Source organism: Ignatzschineria sp. LJL83 (assembly GCF_054871845.1).
The window spans coordinates 1-22,338 of the sequence record NZ_JBTXLY010000021.1 but is presented as its reverse complement, the minus strand read 5'-3'; the positions used below and the strand labels follow the sequence as shown (position 1 = coordinate 22,338).

At 38.2% G+C, this 22,338-nt stretch carries 15 protein-coding genes and 4 tRNA genes; 7 read left to right on the top strand and 12 right to left on the bottom strand.

The window, feature by feature from the left end; all coding sequences use genetic code 11:
* The first annotated feature begins 949 nt into the window (after positions 1 to 949).
* From ACYSN2_RS10930 to ACYSN2_RS10920, 3 genes are all read left to right on the top strand, one after another.
* The gene (locus ACYSN2_RS10930; RefSeq protein WP_461750284.1) at positions 950 to 1,147 is read left to right on the top strand and encodes a YqaE/Pmp3 family membrane protein; all 198 of its coding nucleotides are present in this window, start codon (positions 950 to 952) and stop codon (positions 1,145 to 1,147) included.
* A 287-nt stretch (positions 1,148 to 1,434) separates the two neighbouring features.
* Positions 1,435 to 3,348 carry a histidine kinase gene (locus tag ACYSN2_RS10925; RefSeq protein WP_461750283.1) on the top strand — a complete coding sequence of 638 codons (1,914 nt, stop codon included), beginning with the start codon at positions 1,435 to 1,437 and terminating at the stop codon, positions 3,346 to 3,348.
* 12 nt (positions 3,349 to 3,360) lie between these two features.
* Positions 3,361 to 4,026, top strand: coding sequence for a response regulator (locus tag ACYSN2_RS10920; RefSeq protein WP_461750282.1), 666 nt, complete (start codon positions 3,361 to 3,363; stop codon positions 4,024 to 4,026).
* Here ACYSN2_RS10920 and ACYSN2_RS10915 read toward each other — a convergent pair.
* The 5 genes from ACYSN2_RS10915 to ACYSN2_RS10895 all read right to left on the bottom strand — a co-directional run bounded on the left by ACYSN2_RS10915 (position 4,018) and on the right by ACYSN2_RS10895 (position 12,669).
* A complete protein-coding gene (locus ACYSN2_RS10915) occupies positions 4,018 to 5,355 on the bottom strand; it encodes a YjiH family protein (protein ID WP_461750281.1) in 1,338 nt (445 codons plus the stop codon). The genes ACYSN2_RS10920 and ACYSN2_RS10915 overlap by 9 nt on opposite strands.
* 364 nt (positions 5,356 to 5,719) lie before the next feature.
* Positions 5,720 to 7,402 (bottom strand): DEAD/DEAH box helicase, encoded by a 1,683-nt coding sequence (locus ACYSN2_RS10910; RefSeq protein ID WP_461750280.1) that lies wholly within the window; start codon positions 7,400 to 7,402, stop codon positions 5,720 to 5,722.
* A 511-nt stretch (positions 7,403 to 7,913) separates the two neighbouring features.
* Positions 7,914 to 12,014 carry an ATP-dependent RNA helicase HrpA gene (gene hrpA / locus ACYSN2_RS10905; protein ID WP_461750279.1) on the bottom strand — a complete coding sequence of 1,367 codons (4,101 nt, stop codon included), beginning with the start codon at positions 12,012 to 12,014 and terminating at the stop codon, positions 7,914 to 7,916.
* A gap of 187 nt (positions 12,015 to 12,201) precedes the next feature.
* Positions 12,202 to 12,450, bottom strand: coding sequence for a SlyX family protein (locus ACYSN2_RS10900; protein WP_461750278.1), 249 nt, complete (start codon positions 12,448 to 12,450; stop codon positions 12,202 to 12,204).
* Positions 12,451 to 12,593: 143 nt separating this feature from the next.
* Positions 12,594 to 12,669 (bottom strand) — tRNA-Gly (locus ACYSN2_RS10895).
* Positions 12,670 to 13,339: 670 nt separating this feature from the next.
* Here ACYSN2_RS10895 and ACYSN2_RS10890 point away from each other — a divergent pair.
* Entirely contained in the window at positions 13,340 to 14,206 is an 867-nt protein-coding gene (locus ACYSN2_RS10890) for a class II glutamine amidotransferase (protein ID WP_461750277.1), read from the top strand.
* Positions 14,207 to 14,267: 61 nt separating this feature from the next.
* On the opposite strand, the gene ACYSN2_RS10885 is transcribed toward ACYSN2_RS10890, so the two are convergent.
* Together ACYSN2_RS10885 and ACYSN2_RS10880 are read right to left on the bottom strand one after the other, a co-directional pair.
* Positions 14,268 to 14,343, bottom strand: a tRNA-Gly gene (locus ACYSN2_RS10885).
* Positions 14,344 to 14,736: 393 nt separating this feature from the next.
* A tRNA-Gly gene (locus ACYSN2_RS10880) sits at positions 14,737 to 14,812 on the bottom strand.
* Positions 14,813 to 15,292: 480 nt separating this feature from the next.
* On the opposite strand from ACYSN2_RS10880, the gene gltP reads away from it, so the two are divergent.
* Complete coding sequence (gene gltP, locus ACYSN2_RS10875; RefSeq protein ID WP_461750286.1) at positions 15,293 to 16,579, top strand: glutamate/aspartate:proton symporter GltP; 1,287 nt, start codon at positions 15,293 to 15,295, stop codon at positions 16,577 to 16,579.
* 64 nt (positions 16,580 to 16,643) lie between these two features.
* Here gltP and ACYSN2_RS10870 read toward each other — a convergent pair.
* Positions 16,644 to 16,719 (bottom strand) — tRNA-Gly (locus ACYSN2_RS10870).
* Between the two features lie 325 nt (positions 16,720 to 17,044).
* On the opposite strand from ACYSN2_RS10870, the gene dsbD reads away from it, so the two are divergent.
* On the top strand, positions 17,045 to 18,859 hold the full coding sequence (gene dsbD / locus ACYSN2_RS10865) for a protein-disulfide reductase DsbD (protein ID WP_461750276.1): 1,815 nt from the start codon (positions 17,045 to 17,047) through the stop codon (positions 18,857 to 18,859).
* 159 nt (positions 18,860 to 19,018) lie between these two features.
* Here the strand turns inward: dsbD and ACYSN2_RS10860 are convergent, their stop codons facing one another.
* Together ACYSN2_RS10860 and ACYSN2_RS10855 are read right to left on the bottom strand one after the other, a co-directional pair.
* Entirely contained in the window at positions 19,019 to 19,360 is a 342-nt protein-coding gene (locus ACYSN2_RS10860; protein WP_461750275.1) for a hypothetical protein, read from the bottom strand.
* A 168-nt stretch (positions 19,361 to 19,528) separates the two neighbouring features.
* Positions 19,529 to 19,765 (bottom strand): putative hemolysin, encoded by a 237-nt coding sequence (locus ACYSN2_RS10855; protein ID WP_461750274.1) that lies wholly within the window; start codon positions 19,763 to 19,765, stop codon positions 19,529 to 19,531.
* Positions 19,766 to 19,992: 227 nt separating this feature from the next.
* On the opposite strand from ACYSN2_RS10855, the gene ACYSN2_RS10850 reads away from it, so the two are divergent.
* Positions 19,993 to 20,346 (top strand): hypothetical protein, encoded by a 354-nt coding sequence (locus ACYSN2_RS10850; protein WP_461750273.1) that lies wholly within the window; start codon positions 19,993 to 19,995, stop codon positions 20,344 to 20,346.
* A gap of 5 nt (positions 20,347 to 20,351) precedes the next feature.
* Here ACYSN2_RS10850 and chrA read toward each other — a convergent pair whose 3' ends face one another.
* Positions 20,352 to 21,518 carry a chromate efflux transporter gene (gene chrA, locus ACYSN2_RS10845; RefSeq protein ID WP_461750285.1) on the bottom strand — a complete coding sequence of 389 codons (1,167 nt, stop codon included), beginning with the start codon at positions 21,516 to 21,518 and terminating at the stop codon, positions 20,352 to 20,354.
* 226 nt (positions 21,519 to 21,744) lie between these two features.
* Entirely contained in the window at positions 21,745 to 22,113 is a 369-nt protein-coding gene (locus ACYSN2_RS10840) for a hypothetical protein (protein ID WP_461750272.1), read from the bottom strand.
* Positions 22,114 to 22,338 lie beyond the last annotated feature (225 nt).

Here is a 22,338-nt window from a genome sequence, read left to right as displayed (position 1 = left end):
TTCAAGGGTAAGATGTGAATAATGCGACATAATTCAACTCCGGGAAGGGATGGATAATGGAGCATTGTCACATCTTACTTCCGTTTCAGATAGTTAAAAAGTGTCGCACTTCATACTTGGATCTAAGCTGTTATTAGAATTCTTTTTACAAAGTTTTTTCCCCGATATTTTTAGGGAAATTTACTACTCACTATTAAGTTCCTTGAGACTCATTCCTTTTCGACATCAATTTTTTGCAATCACTTATCAGATTTTAACTTTAGCAACTTTTACCGGTCTTAGTTATTTGTTTATCCGCTATTATCTATACCGTTCAAATACCACTAAAAAGAGTCAAAGCAAGCAAAAAGAGTGGATGGGTGTTAATCTTTTTATCATTGTATTTTTCTTTTTCTATTTTTCTCAAATCCTTCTTATTTTTTACAGAAGTCTATTTATCCAAGACTTTTGCCAAAATTTCAGAAATGACTTATTCACAGAAGAACTACTCCAAAACTCCTTCCAATCGCTTTCGATTCCTCTGCAATCTTTGTATATGATTGGCCTATCACTATTACAAAATGCAATATTGCTTTTTCCTCTACTGTGGAGCTTGTGCCCGATATATAAGAATAGCGTTCATATCGATCTCAAGAAAAACATCATTGTCATTTTTTATTTTACGATGATATATGTTTTCATCACAGTTTTAATGCGGTCTATTTTTTCCGAAGCTTTCTGTACACATTTCCATATTTCATTCACGATACAAACACTCTTGTTCTTACAAAACTTTATTGCGGGAGCCCTGACTATTCTCTGCCTAAAAGTATTGAGATTTTCCATAAAAATGTCTTGATACATATCTCATGGAGAAAGCTCTACTGCTTTCCCTTGATGAATGCTCGTAATACACAGGGTTTTGCGGTACTATTTCCTTTACTATAAATTTACAAAGGGAATTTTTATCATGCGTTTATTAATTACTCTACTATTACCTTGGTTAGGATTTTTCACGATTGGTCGCCCTTTTGCCGGCATTATCTGCTTAATTTTGCAACTAACTTTCATTGGCTGGATTCCCGCGGCAATTTGGGGAGTTTATGCATTATCACAATATAATACTGACCAAAAAATCAATGCTTTTAGACGAGAGCAAGATTTCTAAAAATCTTCTGATACATATCATTCTTATAAAACAGAACATTGGGTAATCTTCAACATTACTTCACGTTCTGTTTTTTATTTACGTTTTTCATTTACAAATTTCAAAAACTCATGAAGGAATTATTGGTTATTCCAAAGTTTACTACAAAATCTGATTTCCCCTTTTTTTCAAGACAATTATCCAAAACCATGACTTTGACATAAAACCACTTTTCGTTTTCTATAAGTTCATGCATTTTTACCTATGTTATAGTGATTTGTCATTACGATTTTTTAGGCGATAACTGTATGCTTCTTCATCAATTTTGGCAAAAACTGATTCGAAAACCTCATAAGCTGTCTACGCTTTTAACATCTTGTATTTTATTATGGCTATTTGGTGCCATATTTTTAATAGGACTCTCTCTTAATGTCTCTTGGAGATTAGAAGAGCGAGGCGTGACCATTAATGAAATTGGAAGTTTACGGAAACAATCCTTTTATCTTCACAACTTATCCCAAATAGATGATATTCAGAAACAGCAGATAGAATACGAGAAATTCATCTCTATTTTAGATAAAATTTCTCTTTTTTCGGCCAAGGATTTTAATAATAAATCTCAATATCAAGTCTATTTAGCGCAATTAACTCAGATTAAAACTGTTGCTAAAGAGATTCTCCCTCATTTTAATCCCGCTATTAAAACAAATAATCAGCTTCCTTTTTATGAAGTAGAATATTTTGTTGAAGAGATCTCTAAATTAGTCGATATCATTGAAGATGATAATACCCGAAGCATTCTCTTCTTGCGTTGGTTTCAGGGTTTACTCTTATTGATGGCAATTACTTCTGCTATCTTTTCTTACTTTTTTCTCAGAAAATTAGTGATATCCCCTCTCAACCAATTAAATATTGGTATTAATGATGTTAAACAGGGAAAATTTAATCAATCTATAGAAATCACCGTCAATAATGAATTAGGCGACATTATTGCAGGATTTAACGAGATGTCCCGAGATCTTGCATATATGTATCAAGGCCTTGAAAAGCTTGTTGATGAGAAAACAGAAGAATTACAGAAAAAAAACCAAGACCTTACTTTCCTCTACAAAATTGCTTCTCTGCTTCAAAATAATCACACTATTGATCTCTTAGCAGAACAGTTTTTAGAAACGATCATCTCTTATAGTTATGCTGATGCCGGTACAATTCGAGTTTTAAATGCCTCGAAAAATAGCAGTGATCTTGTAACAAGTCTAGGTTTTAATAAAACTGAAATGACGCCTCAACATCTCTCACATTGCAGTCATCTTACAGAATGCTATTGCGGCATTTCTTTAACCCAACCTCAAAATGTTTTTCAAAAAAATATTCAGGATTTAAATACCGCTCAATTTTGCCAAGAAAATCACTTTCAACATTTAGTCAGCTTAAAATTAGCTGCGAATGAAGAGAGTTTTGGCAGTGTAAACCTCTTTTTTTCCCGAAAAGAAAAATTTAAACAAGATGATATTCATATTCTAGAAAATGCGACAAGACAACTTGGATTGATTTTAGAAAATCGTCGATTCGACCAATTAGAAAAACAGATGGCCGTTTTAGAAGAGCGAAATCTGATGGCGCAAGGTTTGCATGATAGTATTGCGCAATCACTCTCATTTTTGAATATGCAATCTCAACTGCTTACCAAAGCAATCTCAAACAATAACTTAGAGATGAGAGATCGAGCTTTGAGCTTCATAAAAGAAGGAATTCAAGAGAGCTATGATGATATTCGTGAGCTCCTTCTAAATTTTAGAGTGAATATGAATCCCGAGAATTTCGCAGATACGATCGTGACGCTTATTGAGCGTTTTAAACATCAAACAGACATTACGGTTCATTATGACTTTCTAGAGTTTGGTCGTGACTTCTCACCAGAAACGCAATTACAAATTATCTTTATAATGCAAGAAGCGCTCTCTAATATTCGAAAACATGCGGAAGCGACACAAGTGAATATCACAATCGAACAGCAACAAGCCAAGTTTATACTACTCATTAAAGATAATGGCATTGGCTTTGATGAAACTATTTTGAATCAAAAACAAGAAAATGGTCACGTTGGTACACTCATTATGAAAGAGCGTGCCCTCAAAGCAAATGGTACATTAACAATTACTTCTCAGCCTCATGAAGGAACTTCTGTTCTTCTTGAAATTCATCGTACTCATATTATTTAAAAGGAATGGGATATGCAGCCATCTTCTATCAAAGTGTTATTAGCGGATGATCATACGCTTTTTCGTAAAGGACTAGAATTTCTCATCTCTAGCCATCCTGAATTTGAAGTTATTGGAGAGGCAACGGATGGACTTGAAGCCGTAAAAATGACTCAACAACTCAATCCTGATGTCGTATTGTTAGATATTGATATGCCAATTATGCGGGGAATTGAAGCGCTACCGCTGATGATTAATCATAATCCTGATTTAACGGTATTAATGCTAACAGTATCTGAAAATAGTAAAGACTTAACAGAAGCCTTGCGATTAGGCGCTCGTGGTTTCTTGCTGAAAAATGTCGATACAGAATTTTTAGTAAAAAGTATTCATCAAGCATTAGAAGGTGATAATGTCTTATCCCCTGAAATGACCACAAAACTGATTCATAATCTTTGCGCTTCTACATTAGAAGATAGCCCCAAAAGCAATCTACATGAATCTCTTACTCCAAGGGAGAAAGAGATCTTATATTGGATTGTTCAAGGTGCTAGTAATAAAGTGATTGCTAGAAAGCTCGATATTACCGAAAGTACTGTGAAAGTACATGTTCAAAATACACTTCGAAAACTCGAGCTGACTAGCCGTGTCCAAGCTGCTATTTATGCGATGGAACATGGATTAGACACATTACCCTAACCAACCCATATAGATACCTAAACGATAAAAAAAGCTTGCGAAAATCAGGCATAAGATTGTTCTTATTAACCAAATAACTACAATATGCCATATTTTTACTGGAATTGAGGTTGCCAAAATACAAGGCACGGATCCTGAGAAAAAGAGCACGCTTCCAATAGAAGTCACTGCCGCAATATAACGGATCGATAAATCTGCTTCGCTCAACAAAATTGCCGGCAAAAACATCTCCGCTAATCCAGAAGCAATTTCTCCACTATAATTGCTCGCGCCTTCAATGCCGGTCATCCAAAGTGCGGGTTTTAAGACAATTCCTAACCATTCAAAAAGAGGGGTATATTTTGAAAGTACTAATCCCAAAAATCCAATGGCTAAGATAGAAGGTGCAACGACAGAAGACATTTTTAAGCCATCTTTAAAATTATCCCAAATGAGCTTTAAAATACTGCTATTAGATTCATATTTTTCAATGCCTAAAGATACGGCATATTGAAATTTTCCTTTTTCTGGCGCATCAGGCAAAGGATCTTTCGCCTGATTATCGAGTTTTGAAATGGGCGGAAGATAAACCGTAATGCTCGTGACTGCAAAGGTAATAATAAAAGTACTACAAAAGAAAAAGTTCCAAGAGCCCATTAAATCTAATGTTTTTGCCACAATAATCATAAATGTTGCAGAAACCGTTGAAAATCCCGTTGCAACAATCATTGCTTCTCTTAGAGAATATTTCCCTTCACGAAACACTCTATCTGTAATTAATAAACCGATGGAATAACTTCCGACAAATGAAGCAACCGCATCAATCGCCGATGCGCCCGGCGTTCTAAAAAGGGGTCTCATCAGCTTTTCCATAAATACAGCAACGAATTCTAATAAGCCAAAACCAATTAAAAAGGTTAAAGCAATTGCGCCCACTGGAATCAGTAATCCCACTGATAATGCCAATTTTTCAAATAAGAAAGGAAGCATATCAGGCTTCATTGCCCATTCTGGTGCGCTATCCGTAAGATACAAAATCGCTAGCACTAATCCACATATTTTAAATACAGAAAAAATCTGCTCACTGATAGAGCTTTTATACTTCCCAGTAATATAAGGCGAAAAAGCACCAAATGCCATAATTCCCAAAATAAGTATTAAGGCTAATGGCCGTAATTCATTTACTACAAAACCGGCAATATGATCTAACAGTATGGTTTCTTTGCCACCAATATCTATCGATACAAAAAAACTAATAATTCCAATTAAGCTTAAAAGCCCCATTTTTAGCAATGTAAATCCTGCCTTTTTGGGGGATAATTTCTCTTTTTTAATAGAAATATGCGCCATTCCTAAACCTCCTCATTCTTATAATTATTTAAATCAGCCTATCAATGTATATACATTTAGATGTTAACGTCAATACAATATAAGATTTTTTACAAAGAATGAGATGACTTGTAGGGCACTATCTCTAGTACTCCGAACGCCTACTTCTATGATTTACAATCTACTTTCAGCCTCCTAAAACATCCATATATGGAAATATATGAATTAAAATCTAGAATGATAGTGGCGTAACTAGCTAATAGTTAATAGCTAATAACTAAAAGTTAATAGTTAATATAAAAAAAGAGCAGATAAATAATTTACCTGCTCTTTCAATATAAGGTTTTATATTCTAAATAATATTAGAATTTAAATTATGACCGAATTAGATGTTAGCGCGACGGCTTGGACGACCTTCTGATCTTCCACCTTCACGTCTTGCTGGTCTTGCTTGACCTTCACGACGATCTGATCCACCTTCACGGCGAGCTGCGAAACCACCTTCTGATCTGCCACCTTCACGACGTCCAGCGAAACCGCCTTCTCTACGCTCAGATCTACCGCCTTCACGGCGTTCAAAACCACCTTCACGGCGCTCTGATCTGCCGCCTTCACGGCGTTCTCCGAAACCGCCCTCCCGGCGCTCTGATCTGCCACCTTCACGGCGAGCTGCGAAACCACCTTCTGATCTACCGCCTTCACGACGATCAGATCTTCCACGTGAGTTACCGCCTCTTTCGAAACGACCACCGCCGCCATTACCACGACCACGTCCGCCGCCACCGTTACCACGACCACGGCCTCTACCACCACCGCCGCCACGAACAGGTTCACGTTTTGGCTCTAAGCCCTCGATTACCGTTGCTTTAATTTCAAGTTGGATGAAGTTTTCAACCGCATCTAATAAACGCTTATCTTTGAAGTGAACAAATGTCACTGCCGTTCCTTCACGACCCGCACGACCTGTACGACCGATACGATGTACATAATCTTCTGCTTGACGTGGAACACCAAAGTTAAATACGTGAGTAATGGTTTCAACGTCAATTCCACGAGCCGCTACGTCTGTTGCTACTAAAATTTTGATTTTGCCACGACGTAAGTTATCTAAACAACGATTACGAACACGTTGTTGCATTCCACCGTGAAGATAATCTACTGAAACACCTAAATCACGAAGTTCTTCCGCAATCTCTTCTGTATCAATTTGTGTTGGTACGAATACAACCGCTTGGTCGATATCGGCATTTTCTAACCAATGGAACAACATTTTTTTCTGATGTTCACGGCCGTCAGCCCAATGTAAAATTTGTGTGATATTTTTGTTGATAGTGTCTTTTGGAGAGATCTCAACACGAACCGGATGGTTCATCATTCCTTCTGCTAAACGCATCACTTTTGGTGGGAATGTTGCTGAGAACATTAATGTTTGACGATTATTGATACAACTTCTGTGAAGTGTTTCTAAATCTTCTGAGAAGCCCATGTCTAACATTCTGTCAGCTTCGTCAGCGATAAAGAAGCTGACTTTGTCGAAGCTAATTTCTCTCTGTTTATAAAGGTCAATTAAACGACCTGGTGTTGCAACTAAAAGTGTTACATTTTGTAATTCGCGAATTTGACGACCATAAGGCATTCCACCTACAACCGTTGCCACGCGGAAATCACGATGACTTCCTTTTAATTGAATCGCTTCGCCGGCAACTTGAAGTGCAAGCTCACGTGTTGGGCACATGACAATTGCTTGTGGTTCCGGCATTGAGTAACGCTGATTGCGTCCACCGTTACGGCGATCTCTGCGACCATTATTTCTTTGTGTTCTCTCTTCGCCACTATTATCTTCAGATGCTTCAACGCCGGCATCTTTATCTGCCATAATTTGATGCAATACTGGTAATAAGAATGCCGCAGTTTTACCACTACCTGTTTGGCTTGAAACCATCACATCTTGTCCGCCCATTGCCATTGGAATAACTTTAGCTTGAACTTCTGTAGCAGTATCGTAACCCATCTTTTCAACGGCTGTGATAAGAATAGGATTTAAATTTAAATCAGAAAATTTAGACATAACTGTATTGACTCCATTAAAAAATGGAATTCCTTGTATATATGTAGGGGAATGCGCTTGAACATTCGATCAAAAGTTTCATCGACCGAATCTCAACTAAGTGTCAAGTACACTTATGTCATAATCTCAAATTATGAACCAACAGGGCGATGTGAAGCGAATATCATACGCCTTTTTCGAAGCTTTTCAAGTTATTTGTTAACTTAAATGAATTTGATCTAGCTCAATCTTAATGAAATAAATAAAATACCCTTTATTATCTAGATGTTGAAAACCATCTAACACATTAGAATATATTTTCAACATACCATCATAGAACTTTAACCTTGTTGATACGCTCTTCTATTGCAGAAAATCTACCCAATTTCTATCCTATTCTGGATTACCTAAACTAAGGCTTAAAAAAAATAGTTAAAAAATATGCGTATTACACTTTTCATAATACGCATATTTTTAATGTTGATCATTCATAGATAAATACTATCTTGCAACCTACTTGATCACTAGCGCTCTATTGATAACTACTATTTTTCATTAAGAGATCGATCTCTGCCCACACTTGATCTAAACGTTTTTCAGATACCGTGATCTTCGTTTTCATCGGTTGTGAGAAGAACGACACCGCCATTTCTTCAATCATCCAGCGATACTCTTCCAATAACTCAATCCGCTCTTCCCGCTGTTTAAAGAAAGCTTCCGCTTTTGTGTAATGATCCCAATGCTGATCAATTACGGCATTTTGCGCCGTATCGCGATTTACATTTTGCGGGAATCTTTCAATACGAAGTTTCAATGCTTCCAAAAATCTCGGCAATTCATTGCGCCACATTTTCGGCGTTTCGCTAATAAAACTTGGATGAATTAATCGATCCATTGCTTTTTTCACCCGTTTTTCCACCAATGCTTTATTCATCGGATGCAGTCCATTCAGTGCTTCTCGCACTTCTTTCACCGTTTCAAAGATTTTCACGATTAAATTACTAAGCTTCGTTGCATCTGCCACAATTTCTCGGCGGATTTTTTCCATCAGCGTATTAAAGTCTTGAGCATTTCTCGGAAGCACTTCCATTGTCAGCGCATCTTTAATAATCGCGCGCATTAAATCTTCTCGAAGTAGCTCTTCATTCCCCACTTGGCGGAACATTAACGCAAGCTTGCCAAATTGTGGCCACTGTTTTCGAAGGTATTTCACCTGTTCATTGAGTGCGCTGAGCATCAAGATAATCAACGCATCTAAATGCTTTTCAGAAGCCACATGCGCTCTATCAAAAAGCTGTTTTTTGAGCTGTAAAGGTTGCCCAGCGATGACAATTAATGCCGAATATCCTTTCAATTCAATGCCATTTCTCTTGAAGATTTCCTCTTCATCAATCTGCCAATCATCTAATGATAATGTTTGCACATGATTTTGTGAGGAACCATCATTTTCAGACGCTTTTAAAATGCCGGCATTTTGTGCCTTTGAAGATTGTGAAGATTTCAAAGATTTAGCCGATGTGGAATCCGATCTCTCTTGTGGAGATTTCCCTTTCTGATCAGACTTAGACTTGCCAAAGCTTTCTGCGAGTTTTTGGAAAGCATTTTCCGCTTGTCCACGAAGCTTTTTCGTAAGCTCCGGCAAATCTCGTCCTTCGGCAATGGTTTTACCACCGGTATCAATCACTCGCAAATTCATGCGCAGGTGCTTATCGAGTACTTCTTCATTGAAAAAGTGCGGTTCAATCTGAATGCCGGAACGTTTTGTTAAAAATTCCGCCATCTGAAAATAGAGATTGCCTTCGGCAAAGGTTAAAGATGCCGCCATCTCTTTTGCAACATCCGGCAATGGCACAAAGTTCCGGCGAAGCGCTCTTGGTAATGAGCGCATAATCTCTGTGATTTTTTCCGTTAATAACCCAGGAACAAGCCAATCTAAGCGTGTTTTTTCAAGAAGATTAAGCGCCGCAAGTGGCACCATTAACGTCATTCCATCATTCATAGATGCCGGATCAAAGAGATATACGGCATTTAATTTTAGTTGCCCAAAATTCACAGATGTTGGGAATTCATCGAGATTCAGCGCATCATCATTTTCTAAAATATCGTTTTGCGTAAAGATTAACGAATCATTATTCGTGCGATTTTTACACCACTTTTCTAACGTTGCAACCGAATAGATATTTTGCGGTAAACGGCTGTTATACCATTCAAAGAGCTTCCACTCTTCGATCAAGATATCGCGCCGGCGAGTTTTCTCTTCCATCTCGGCAACTTTTTCGATCGTCTTTTGATTACTACGATAGAAATGCGCTCTTGTTTGAATTTCTCCTTCCACCAATCCTTCACGAATCATGAGCTCCCGTGAAACTTGTGGCTCAATCGCACCAAAAGAGACAAGTCGTTTTTTAATAATGGCTAAGTTGAAAATCTTCACCGTTTCATATGCTGCCGCTTGTCCTTGTTGCTTGCTCCAATGCGGTTCCGTGTATTCTTTTTTCAGAAGATGACTACCTAGCGTTTCAATCCATTCTGGATTAATCGCTGCATTCATTCTTGCGTAAACTTGGCTTGTTTCCACAATTTCAAGCGCCATTAACCATTTTGGTGGCTTTCTAAAAAGGGAAGATCCCGGGAAGATTCTAAATTTACGACCATTTGCACCGGAAAAAAGCTTATCTTCGCCCTGCTCGCCGATCTGATCTAAAATTCCCACCAAGATTGATTGATGAATCAGATCACTACTAAAATTCGGGAAGCAATATTCTCCCTCTTTCATGCCGGCAGGCTGATTTTCAGGATTATTTTTTGGGAAAGGATTAAGCGGTAATTTAAGCTTCTGCATCACCGTTTTGAGCTGCTGATAGAGATCAAACCATTCACGCATTTTCATAAAGTTGAGAAAATGCGTTCGGCTCACTTTGCGCATCTGATTTTGACTCTCATCCTGCACTTTCCCTTGATACCAACTCCAGAGATTCAACAGCGCAATAAAATCGGATTGTTGCGCTCTGAAAATTCGGTGTTTTTCATCTGCTTGTTGCTGAAATTCGAGCGGGCGTTCACGAGGATCTTGAATCGACAAGCCGGCAACGAGCACCAATATCTCATGACCAACGCCTTGATGCGCGCCATGAATCATCATCGCTCCAAATTTTGGGTCAATCGGCATTTTAGCAAGCGTTTTTCCAAGCGACGTTAAACTGCCATTATCATTAACCGCTTTCAGCTCTTTAAGGGTTTGGAAACCTTCTCTAATTTGACGCATTTCCGGCATTTCAATAAACGGAAAATGTTCAGGATTTCCCAAGCGCAAATGCCCCATTTGTAAAATCACGGAAGCTAAATGGGTACGCAAAATTTCAGGATCTAAAAACTCCGGACGATTATTAAAATCTTCCTCGCTATAAAGGCGAATCGCAATCCCTTCAGAAACTCGACCACAACGACCTGATCGCTGATTTGCCGCCGCTTGTGAAATCGGTTCAATGAGTAAACTTTGCAGACGCGATCTTGCATTATATCGGCTCACTCTTGCAACGCCGGCATCAATCACATAGCGAATTCTCGGCACGGTAATCGACGTTTCCGCCACGTTTGTCGCCAAAACAATGCGTTTTTTTCCTTTCGGAGAGAAGATTTTATTCTGCTCTGTTTGGCTCAATCTTGAGAAGAGCGGTAATACATCATAATCTCGAAATTCTTTACGAAGCAGATCTGCCGTTTCTAAAATCTCTCGCTCGCCGGGAAGAAAGACAAGAATATCGCCCTCTTTCTCATATTGAAGCTCTTTCACCGCTTCAATAATTCCCTCTTCAATCTCAATCGGATCATTCTCTTCATCTAAATGCAGATCTCGATAGCGAATTTCTACAGGATATGTGCGCCCTGAAACTTCAATAATCGGCGCCTTTTTGGGTCCGCCAAAATAGTTGGAAAACTTCTGCGGATCAATGGTTGCCGAAGTAATAATGAGCTTGAGATCTGGTCTTCTTGGAAGAATATTTTTTAAAATCCCCAATAAGAAATCAATATTCAAGCTGCGTTCATGTGCTTCATCAATAATGATGACTTCATATTGATTTAAAAAGCGATCGTGCGTTAATTCCGTGAGCAAAATCCCATCGGTCATGAGCTTTAAAACCGTTTTATCATCGGTTTTATCATTAAAGCGCATCTTATAACCGACAAAATCCCCAAGCGGTGTTGTGAGTTCTTCGGCAATTCTCTCGGCAACAGAACGAGCCGCTAATCGTCTTGGTTGCGTATGCCCAATTAAACCACGTGAGCCTAACCCCATTTCCAAGCAAAACTTTGCAAGTTGCGTTGTTTTACCAGAACCTGTTTCCCCGCAGATAATCACCACTTGATGATCTCTGAGCGCTGCCATCACTTCTTCGCGCGCTTGATAGATCGGCAAATCTTCTTGGTAATTGAGTGCCGGGAAACGTGCTTTGATCTCATCAGTAATGCTTGCCGAAGTGACAATATCTGATTTTAGCTTTTCAACAGCTTCAGCTGCCGGCGATGCTTCACGCTTTAAACGGTTTAACGCCGTCTTTAAAGCATGCGTCTGTTTTGTCTGCGTAAAAGGTAAAAGCGCTTCTAATTGCGCAAGTTCATTTTTAATATCCATAAAACCTATATTTATTTAATGTCACAATGCGCTTTGATCCGCACTTGTTCGCTCTGATGATTACAGGGCTATTTAATTATTTTGTTACTCAGGTTACGAGTACCATTTTAATTCTTTCTTCACTCTTTCAATCTCAACTTATTCGGCTGTCATCGGAATTGTTGCAATCAGAATTAAGTGCTGAGAATTAATAATGTGGCGGCACTTCATCTTCGGCGCTCCACTGCTTTTCTTCGCTTCCCGGCATCTCTTTCACTTTCTCTATGAGTTGCTGAGAAACTCGCACTAAACGATCAAGCAATTCTTGCTGTTCAATGACCGTTTGATTGAGATTTTCGATGGTGTAATCATGAAATGCTTCTCGGCTCTCTAATTCTGTCACTCTTGTTGTAAGTTCTGCAATCTGCTCTTCGAGCGTGAAAGTTTTCTGACTCATTTGTCATTTCCCTTTATTGATAATGCGAGTAATTATGAGCATTATATCTGAAACCACACATGACGTTGCGGAAGGTTACAGATACAACCAACAAAAATTGTACGCAAAAAAGCCGAACTATTAGAAGTTCGGCTTTTCATATTTGGAGCGGGAAACGAGACTCGAACTCGCGACCCCAACCTTGGCAAGGTTGTGCTCTACCAACTGAGCTATTCCCGCAGAAGATGTAGGCTATTATAGACCGATTTTGCATTCTGTCAACGCCATCTATGCGCAATTAATAACCGCTTCATAGCTCTGTCAACATAATGTGCATTATGATCTTAAAAAACCGAAAAAGGAGCAAAAAGGAAGGATACTTCTAACTCGAAATTTTCAAAAGCATGTAACCATTTGAACCCGCGATGAATCAACGCCTGTTTTGTAAATAAAATTCTACAATTAATCTACCGTTAAACTTTTTACAAATAAGCTTGCTTACAAAACCACCACCCCTATAAGCATTTCATCATCATTTCGGCTTAGAAATTTTAAAAAGTATGAATAACAGCTGATAACTGCTGGCGCGAGATTTTCAAAAGCATGCAAACTTTCGACCCAGCGATGAATCAGCTCCTGTTTTGTCATTGAAATTTCACCAATAAAAATTTTACAAATAAGCTCGCTTACAAAACTATCTTTTAAACTACTTTGACTATAAACCTCGCTAAATTTCCGGCAAGATCAAACCTTCCCTCAAATCTGCATGAGAACCATTTGCACAAATCATGATTTGTAATATGATCATGGATTCAGCAGAATTTTGGCGAAGCTAGCTTTTAAAGCGCTTTACCATTAAAAACTGCGAAAATAACATAACTTTTAATTTTGAATTAATAGGAACAAGATTATGTGTCAATTATTAGGCATGAATTGCAATACGCCCACGGATATCGTCTTCTCATTTGAGGGATTTCGTCGCCGAGGCGGAGAAACGGATGTCCATGTCGATGGTTTTGGCATTGCTTTTTTTGAAGAAAAAGGCGTACGAATCTATCAAGATGACAGAGCTTGCGCCTCTTCTCCCGTTGCCGATCTTGTCAAAGCGTATCAAATCAAGTCTAAAAATGTGATTTCCCATATTCGAAAAGCGACTCACGGGCAAGTTTCTCTCGCGAATACTCATCCATTTATGCGAGAAATTTGGGGCGAATATTGGCTATTTGCACATAATGGTCATTTGAATGATCCAAAATCTCTCTTTGCCGGCAACAAACATCAATACTATAAAGCCGTTGGTAATACCGATTCTGAGCAAGCATTTTGCTATATTCTGGAACATCTTCGCCAAACATTCCCGGAAAAACCTTCAAAAGAAGCGCTCTTTAATGAGATTAAATCATTAACCCACAACATTCGTAATGCCGGCATTTTTAACTTTATTCTCTCAAATGGCGAATGGATGCTCGCACATTCAAGCACGCTGCTTCATTACATTATTCGTCAAGCGCCTTTCGGTGAAGCGCAATTGTTAGATGATGATGTCAGTATTGATTTTGCCGCTGTTACAACGCCGAAAGATCGCGTTGCCGTCATTGCGACATTACCGCTGACTTCTAATGAACATTGGGAGCAATTTGCCACCAATGAATTACTCATGTTTGAAGAAGGTACGGTAATTTTACAAGATAGCCCAGAACCAAAAACCTTTATGAGCATTGAAGATGCGTTAGCGCTCGCTTCTGCTGTAGGAGCTGCGGCAAGTAGCGTGATATAGATTTTAGAAATATAGAACTAGAATGAAAAAAGCCTGATGAAATTCATCAGGCTTTTCTATTTGGAGCGGGAAACGAGACTCGAACTCGCGACCCCAACCTTGGCAAGGTTGTGCTCTACCAACTGAGCTATTCCCGCAAAAGAGAATGTAATTATAGCCATTCAAAGCAAGATGTCAATCGCATCTCATGTAGGAATATTGCACAATGATATCTTTTAGATATTTCACTTAAAATACTTCGTGAAGATTCATCGATCTTTCTTAGTTTTTCTCGGATCTTAAATCTGCACAAATTCTCAATCCGCTTAACTTAGCCTCATATTTTCTGACATTCATTGATTTATTATGACAATAATTGTTCGACTTTCTAAAGTTTTTATCAAAAAGAGGATTTGCACATGGGACAAATTGATTATTCTCAAAATTTATCCATAAATAGCCTATAAACCCAAAATTATTAGCTCAAGAATTAAAATATTAAAATTAAACCCATGAAAAAAGCCTGATGAAATTCATCAGGCTTTTCTATTTGGAGCGGGAAACGAGACTCGAACTCGCGACCCCAACCTTGGCAAGGTTGTGCTCTACCAACTGAGCTATTCCCGCAAAAGAGAATGTAATTATAGCCATCTGAAACCAGATGTCAACTCCATTAACTGCAGGTATTTTACTCAACCAAACCCTATTCTTTTCCAAAAAATATACAAATCTTGAATTTTTTACGAATATAATCCAAAAGAAATCAATCAATAGCATTAATTATTAATATATTACAAATAAAATATTAATGGTTTGATTTTAAAGGATTTATAAATAATACGTCTGATTAGCTGAGCAAATACTCACCTTTTATTAGCGCTTTATTTCTAGCATCTCATTTATGAAACCCTTTAAACAACATACTCACAGTCATAAATTTAAACTTTCATTACGGATGTACACAGATCCTCATACAACGCAATGCACCCAAAAAGCATTGCCTACAAAGGCGGAGTATTTATTTAACATTACCGTAAATCCCATTTTATTTAGGAGGGAATCTTGACTCAATCCTGCACAGAAACTCAGCAAAAGCGACGCTTTAAAATGCCAAATCTCGGTATTCAAATTTTAATCGCTTTAGTATTAGGAATTATTGCCGGCATTCTACTTCATGATCATGAATCAAAAGTATGGATTATCGATAACCTCTTCTACCCTGCCGGTCAGATTCTCATCATTATGATTAAGATGATTGTCGTTCCTATCGTCATTTCAACACTGACAGTTGGCATTGCCGGTGGAGAGAGCACCAAAGACCTTGGAAAAATGGGTCTTAAAACGATTCTTTATTTTGAAATCATTACCACCATTGCCATTATTGTAGGAATTGTCGCAGCAAACATATTCCAACCTGGAAGTGGCTTAGATATTAACACATTGGTGCAAGCTGATATCTCAAGCTTTAATAATACCATCGAAGAGATGTCAGATAGCAGCCGAAGCCCTTTTGTCACAACGTTGCTTTCGATTTTCCCTAGCAATATTTTTGCAGCAATGTCGAACAATAACAGCATGCTTGCCGTGATCTTCTTCTCTGTACTATTTGGACTGGGTTTAGCATCATTACCTAAAGAGCAAAAAATGCCAGTAATCGTAGTATTACAAGGAATTTCTGGTGCAATGTTTAAAGTGACCAACATGATTATGCGCTATGCACCGATCGGTGTTTTCGCACTAATTGCTACAACGGTTGCAAACTTTGGCTATGAATCTCTAATTCCACTACTTAAACTTGCACTGCTTGTATATGGCGCCATTGTCTTTTTTGCCGTAGTCGTTTTAGGCATCGTTGCATCTATCTGCGGGCTCAATATCTTTACACTATTAAAAATTTTAAAAGATGAACTCATCTTGGCATATACCACGGCAAGTTCTGAAACCGTTTTACCAAGAATTATGGAGAAAATGGAACGCTACGGCGCACCGTCAAAGGTTACCGGATTTGTGATTCCTATTGGTTACTCTTTCAACCTAGATGGCTCCACACTCTATCAAAGTATTGCCGCAATCTTCTTAGCGCAAATTACCGGCATTGATCTTTCCATTACCGACCAAGTCATCTTAGTAATTACATTAATGCTTACCTCAAAAGGCATTGCCGGTGTTCCTGGCGTTTCCATTGTCGTGTTACTTGCAACCATTGGAACTGTAGGTATCCCTCTTGAAAGCGTTGCCTATATTATCGGAATTGATCGAATCCTCGATATGGCAAGAACTGCCTTAAACGTTGTGGGAAATGCATTAGCGGCGCTTGTGATTGCAAAATGGGAAGGCGTATTTGATGCCGAGAAAGCGGCGAACTACTTCAAAGAGAATCAAGATCTAGAATAGACAAAATGATTAAAGACAAAGATAATAAAAAACCTGATTACATTGTAATCAGGTTTTTTATATTTGGAGCGGGAAACGAGACTCGAACTCGCGACCCCAACCTTGGCAAGGTTGTGCTCTACCAACTGAGCTATTCCCGCAGAAGATGTAGGCTATTATAGACCGATTCTCTATTCTGTCAAACGTAAAACAGCACAATTAATTACCATTTTGCAACGTGCAATTCACATACTATTTTATCTCTCTGTATTTACATTTATTTTTCTCTAATCTGCATTTAACACCGGCATTAATTCCCTCTGTAATGCGATAAAATTTCACTATTTACGATATACTATTCCCTTTAATAAGGTTCCATCATGATATTTGTGGCTCGCTAAAAATACATTTTAGCCAATATTCAGTCACAAATGGATGCCATAAACCCACATATTAGATTGCTGCATATCACGCTATAGGATCTTTATGCTACCAAAATCGCTTCACAATATTTTTACTGCACTATGCTTGATGATGCTGCTCATCATCTCGTCACTCGCACACAGCCAAACGTTGTTCAACCAATCTCAAGGAATTACAGCGCCCTCCTCCATTGGTTTAGATCCTTCTAATTTATTGCGCCCAACTGAAGCATTCATTCCGGCAATTCATGTCGATAATGCAAAAACAGGCGAATTAGTGTTGATGTGGGATATAAATCCTGATTATTATCTCTATAAAGATAAGATCTCGATGAAGCTTAAAAACAGCAATGGAGAGCTTGAAGAGATTACTCTTCCTAAAGGGATTGATCATGAAGATGAATTCTTTGGCAAACAAGAAATTTACGATAGCGCGCTCATTATTCCTTTTAGCATTCAAAATGCAGATAATATTCATACGGCATATTTTGAATTAGAAGCTCAAGGCTGTGCAAAAAGTGGCTACTGCTTTGCACCGCAAACTTATGAGATCTCTGTAGAAATTAATCCGAATGTTGATCCCAAAAATGATCAATTTCATGCTGATGTCGAAATAGAAGAGATCCCAGAAATCATTGCAGAACATGATCGATTATCTCAATATTTAGCCGAAAACGAATATCTTGCCATCCCCCTATTTTTCGTTTTAGGACTACTTCTCACTTTTACGCCATGCGTGTTACCAATGCTTCCGATTCTTTCCGGCATTTTAACAAGAAGTGGTCATTTATCACCGAGAAAAGGCTTCACAATTTCTCTTGTCTACGTCATTCCCATGGCACTTGTTTATACAATTGCCGGGCTTCTTGCCGCTTATTTCGGGAAAGGTTTAGCAGGATTTTTACAAAATGCATATGTGCTTATTGGTTTTGGAAGTCTCTTTATTCTGCTCTCTTTAAGTATGTTTGGGCTTTACCAAATTCAGATGCCGGCATTTATTCAGACGAAACTGAGCAATCTCAGTAACAAGCAATCGAATAAAAGTAGCTATGCCGGAACCGCCATTATGGGAATGCTTTCGGCACTCATTGTGGGTCCTTGCGTGACAGCACCACTCATCGGTATTATGACGCTTGTGGCACAATCTCAAAATTACTTTTTAGGGGGCGCTGCGCTCTTTAGTATGAGCATGGGAATGGGCATTCCACTTCTCATTCTCGGCGCTTCTTCAGGGCATTTACTCCCGAAAGTAGGTCCTTGGATGGATAAGATTAAAGTACTCTTCGGCTTTATGCTCCTCGGGCTTGCCGCATACTTTATCGGCATGACACTTCCCAACTATTGGGAAAAAATGCTCTATGCCACAATCTCCTTTGCGGCATTTATCTGGCTCATTGTTTCCATTGTTGAAAGCCAAGGGAAAATCCGCTATTTCTTCGGAGTGCTTGCATTAGGAACAATGATTTTCGGCATGCAATCCATCAATGATTCCACAAGAGTCATCGAAACGGCGCAGTTTACGCCCATCAAAGGAATCTCTGGCTTAAATGAAGCGTTATCTAATACCAATGGTCGCATTACAATGCTCGAATTCAATGCTGATTGGTGCGTTGCTTGTAAAGAGATGGAGAAATATGTATTTAGTGATCCTGAAGTGAAAGCAAAAATGGCTGAACTCAATCTACTTGTGAGCGATGTTACAAAAAATGACGCTCAAGATCAGAGATTGCAAGAGCACTTCAATATTTTTGGTCCGCCGGCAATGCTCTTTTTCGATAAAGATGGGAAAGAACTGCCGAATCTACGAGTCATGGGAAGCGTGCCCAAAGAAGATTTCTTGAGACATATTCAAGTTATTATTGAGCATTACCAAAAATAAGAGAACTCAAAAAACTCAGAAAATGCTGTAGATTGATCACATTAAAAAAGCTCAAGGAGATGCTGTAGATTGTTCACATTAAAAAAGCTCAAGGAGATGATAAATCTTCTTAAGCTTTTATATGAATGAGTGTTTTAACCATCTGCGTTACGCTATTTTCTACATTGACGCCATTCCAAGTGTTGCAAACATTCCAACCATCAAAAATAGCAGTAGAATCACACCAATAAAGCTAATCACTGTTCCGGCAATTGCAAATCCTCTTGGCGCTTTAAATAATCCAATAATGGATAAAACGACGCCGGCAATCCAGCAGATAAACCCTAAGAAAGGAATCCAACTCGTAAAGATTGCGATTATCGCAAAAATAAAACCAATTAAGCCCACCGTATTACCATTGGGAGCTGCTTGAATATAATTATTTACAACAGTTCCTTGCCCCTGATCTTGCGAACTATTAGAGCTTGGATTATTTTGGTTTTCGTTTTGATGATTTGACATAACTATTTTCTATTAACCTCTATATAAAAAAGAATCACTAATGCTTCATTAAATTTTTAGATTTAATAGATCATATATTTTTTTAATTAAAGATCAAGGTAGCTTTTCCGAAAACTATGAAAAATTATCTTTATCTCCTTCAATTGGTAGATCTTTTACAAATCTATCCTATTTTAACTCGCCCTCTGGATGATCTTTTCTAAACAATTCCCACTCATTCATAAAAGTCCCATCTGGAAAATGACAATAACCAACATTATTACTCAAACGAGATTCCCCTCCTATTTTCTCGCAGTATTGACTCGCTGGATTTGCCATATTTAACTGCGGTGTTTTTGAGTTTGTAGAAGTAGTACCACAAGCCGTCACGACTACGCCCAACATCATGATTAATACAATACGCATAATCCCTCTCCTTATTTAGGATTCAATCAAAGATTGGTTCAGTATATTAGAATACTGACTGATTCAAAGATAAATTTTTTCTTGATACAAATTTAATAAATACTCATCCTATTTACTCCGGTATTTATTTAGCTGTTTTTGTAAAAAATGATAAAGTACCAATGTAAATCTCGATATTAAATCGATCTTCTACGGATAAGCCTTAAAAATTGTTACGACTATTTAACATGAAAAAAATCTACTTTCTGGTTACTTCTCTCATCCTACTTCTCATCTCACAGCTTTCAGCTCAAGAGATCTTATGCGTTCAACACCTCAAGAAAGATCATAGTTGGGGCGGTCCTTACAGCTTGCCCTTTATAACGATAAAAGGGGATTCTTTAAATGAAGCGATTAATAAAAAGAGATATACTTCAAACCAATATTATGCCGTTACCACTTGGCCAAATGGCGGATATAGCGTATTTCCAATTCCATTTGGCGATACCGTTAGCCCTTACAGCTATCAAGAAGTCAAAGATCAAAAACAGCGCCAATATCGCATTCGAGATGCCAAATATGTGACTTCTTGCCCTAAATAACTTTTTTAAATAGCTTCTACAAAATAGAATAGCCATCCCATAAATCCGCAAATAACAACGGCTAACCATGGCGGCATATTCCAATATTTAAGCGCAATAAATACGATCAATGCTAACGCAAAATCTTTGGCATCAAAAATCGCACTGACCCAAACAGGCTGATAAAATGCTGCTAACAAAACCCCTACAACCGCCGCATTAATTCCCATTAACGCAGACCTTGTTCGTTGATGATGTTGTAATTTCCCCCAAAATGGCAATACACCCATAACCATCAAAAAAGAGGGGATAAAGATTGCAATCAGTGCAACCATCGCACCTATCCAACCATTAAAACCAGATTCTACAATCGCACCAATAAAAGCCGATAGCGTAAATAGTGGCCCCGGAACTGCTTGCGTTGCTCCATAACCTGCTAAAAACAGATCATTATCCATCATGCCCGTTGATACAAATTCTGTCTGTAACAATGGCAAAACCACATGACCGCCTCCAAATACCAAAGAACCTGTCCGATATAATATATTGACCATTTCGAGCATTGTGCTTGGAAAGAGCATTGTTATTACCGGCAATGTCACAAACAAAAAGGCAAATAGCAAGAGCCAAAAAGCTCCCATTTTTTGAGAAACAGGCATTGTAAGCGTCAAATTTTTCTCCATACTTTCCGGCTTGAAAAATAAGATTCCAATCATACCGGCAATCACAATCACTAATAATTGCCCCAAAATTGTTGGCATTATTAATAAAAAACACGTTGTAATTGCCATTAAAGTAATCCGCGAGCGATCAGGACACAAGCTCTTCGCCATTCCCCATAAAGCTTGCGCAACAATCGCAACGGCGACAATTTTCAAGCCATGCAATACGCCATCTGAAACAAAGTCTTTATAAGTTGTAATACCTAGCGCAAAGAGCGTCAACGCAATCGCGGACGGCATTGTAAATCCAAGCCATGCTGAAATTGCCCCTTTATATCCCGCTTTTAAAAGCCCAATGGCAATTCCCACCTGACTACTCGCCGGTCCCGGAAGAAACTGACAGAGCGCCACCAAATCCGCATAATGTGCATCACTCAGCCATTTTCGTCTTTCAACAAATTCATCCCGAAAATATCCCAAATGCGCAATCGGCCCACCAAATGATGTGAATCCCAACTTCAAAAAAACCATAAACACTTGCCAAGCAGAAACCTGCAATGACGGCTTAGCAACTTCATTAGACACAGGCATGCTCCAATTCATTCAAAATAGGGAGGATTATAGCGGATGAATGTGACAGGAGTGTGAAAATAAATTTATTTTGAGATAGGAAAACTATTTCATGATAATCAATCGTTTCTATATTGATTTCTTTTTCTCCAAAAAAAGCTCACTATTTAGCGAGCTCAATACAACCCTATTTAAGTTCTATAGTTGTACGTTTAAAGGAAACATGGTTTTTAAATATTTTTTCAATAAACACCCCATAAATAATCGTCGTAACTATAAAGCTAAAACCAAACATTCCTAAAAGAATATAAGGAGCAGTACCACCTCTACCAATTTCATGAACATTAGTATTAGGATCCAACATACCAAGCCACATACCTACGTGAGCTAGTCCAAAAAAAGAATAATAAGTTGCCACACAAACCACCGCCAAACAAATTATGAATACCCACCAAGGTGCTCCATATTCAATCTTAGCGTGGCATCCTTTACAAACTTTCGCTCCGTATTTTATATCATCCAAGCAAATACCACATTCCATCATACTTCTAGCCATAATAAATCCCTTTATATGAAGAAATAAGACATGATATGTCAATAAATGTTTATTTCAAATAATAGCATTTCTTTTATTTTCATTTATAGGATCCAATAAGGGTCTGTTGAACATTTGAAATAAAAAAATAGAGAGTTGTAAAATGTAATCGCCAGAAAACAATACAAACTCTCTATTTTATGCCCCAAACATTACTTAATGATCAGCTTTGGTTGAAGCTAAAGC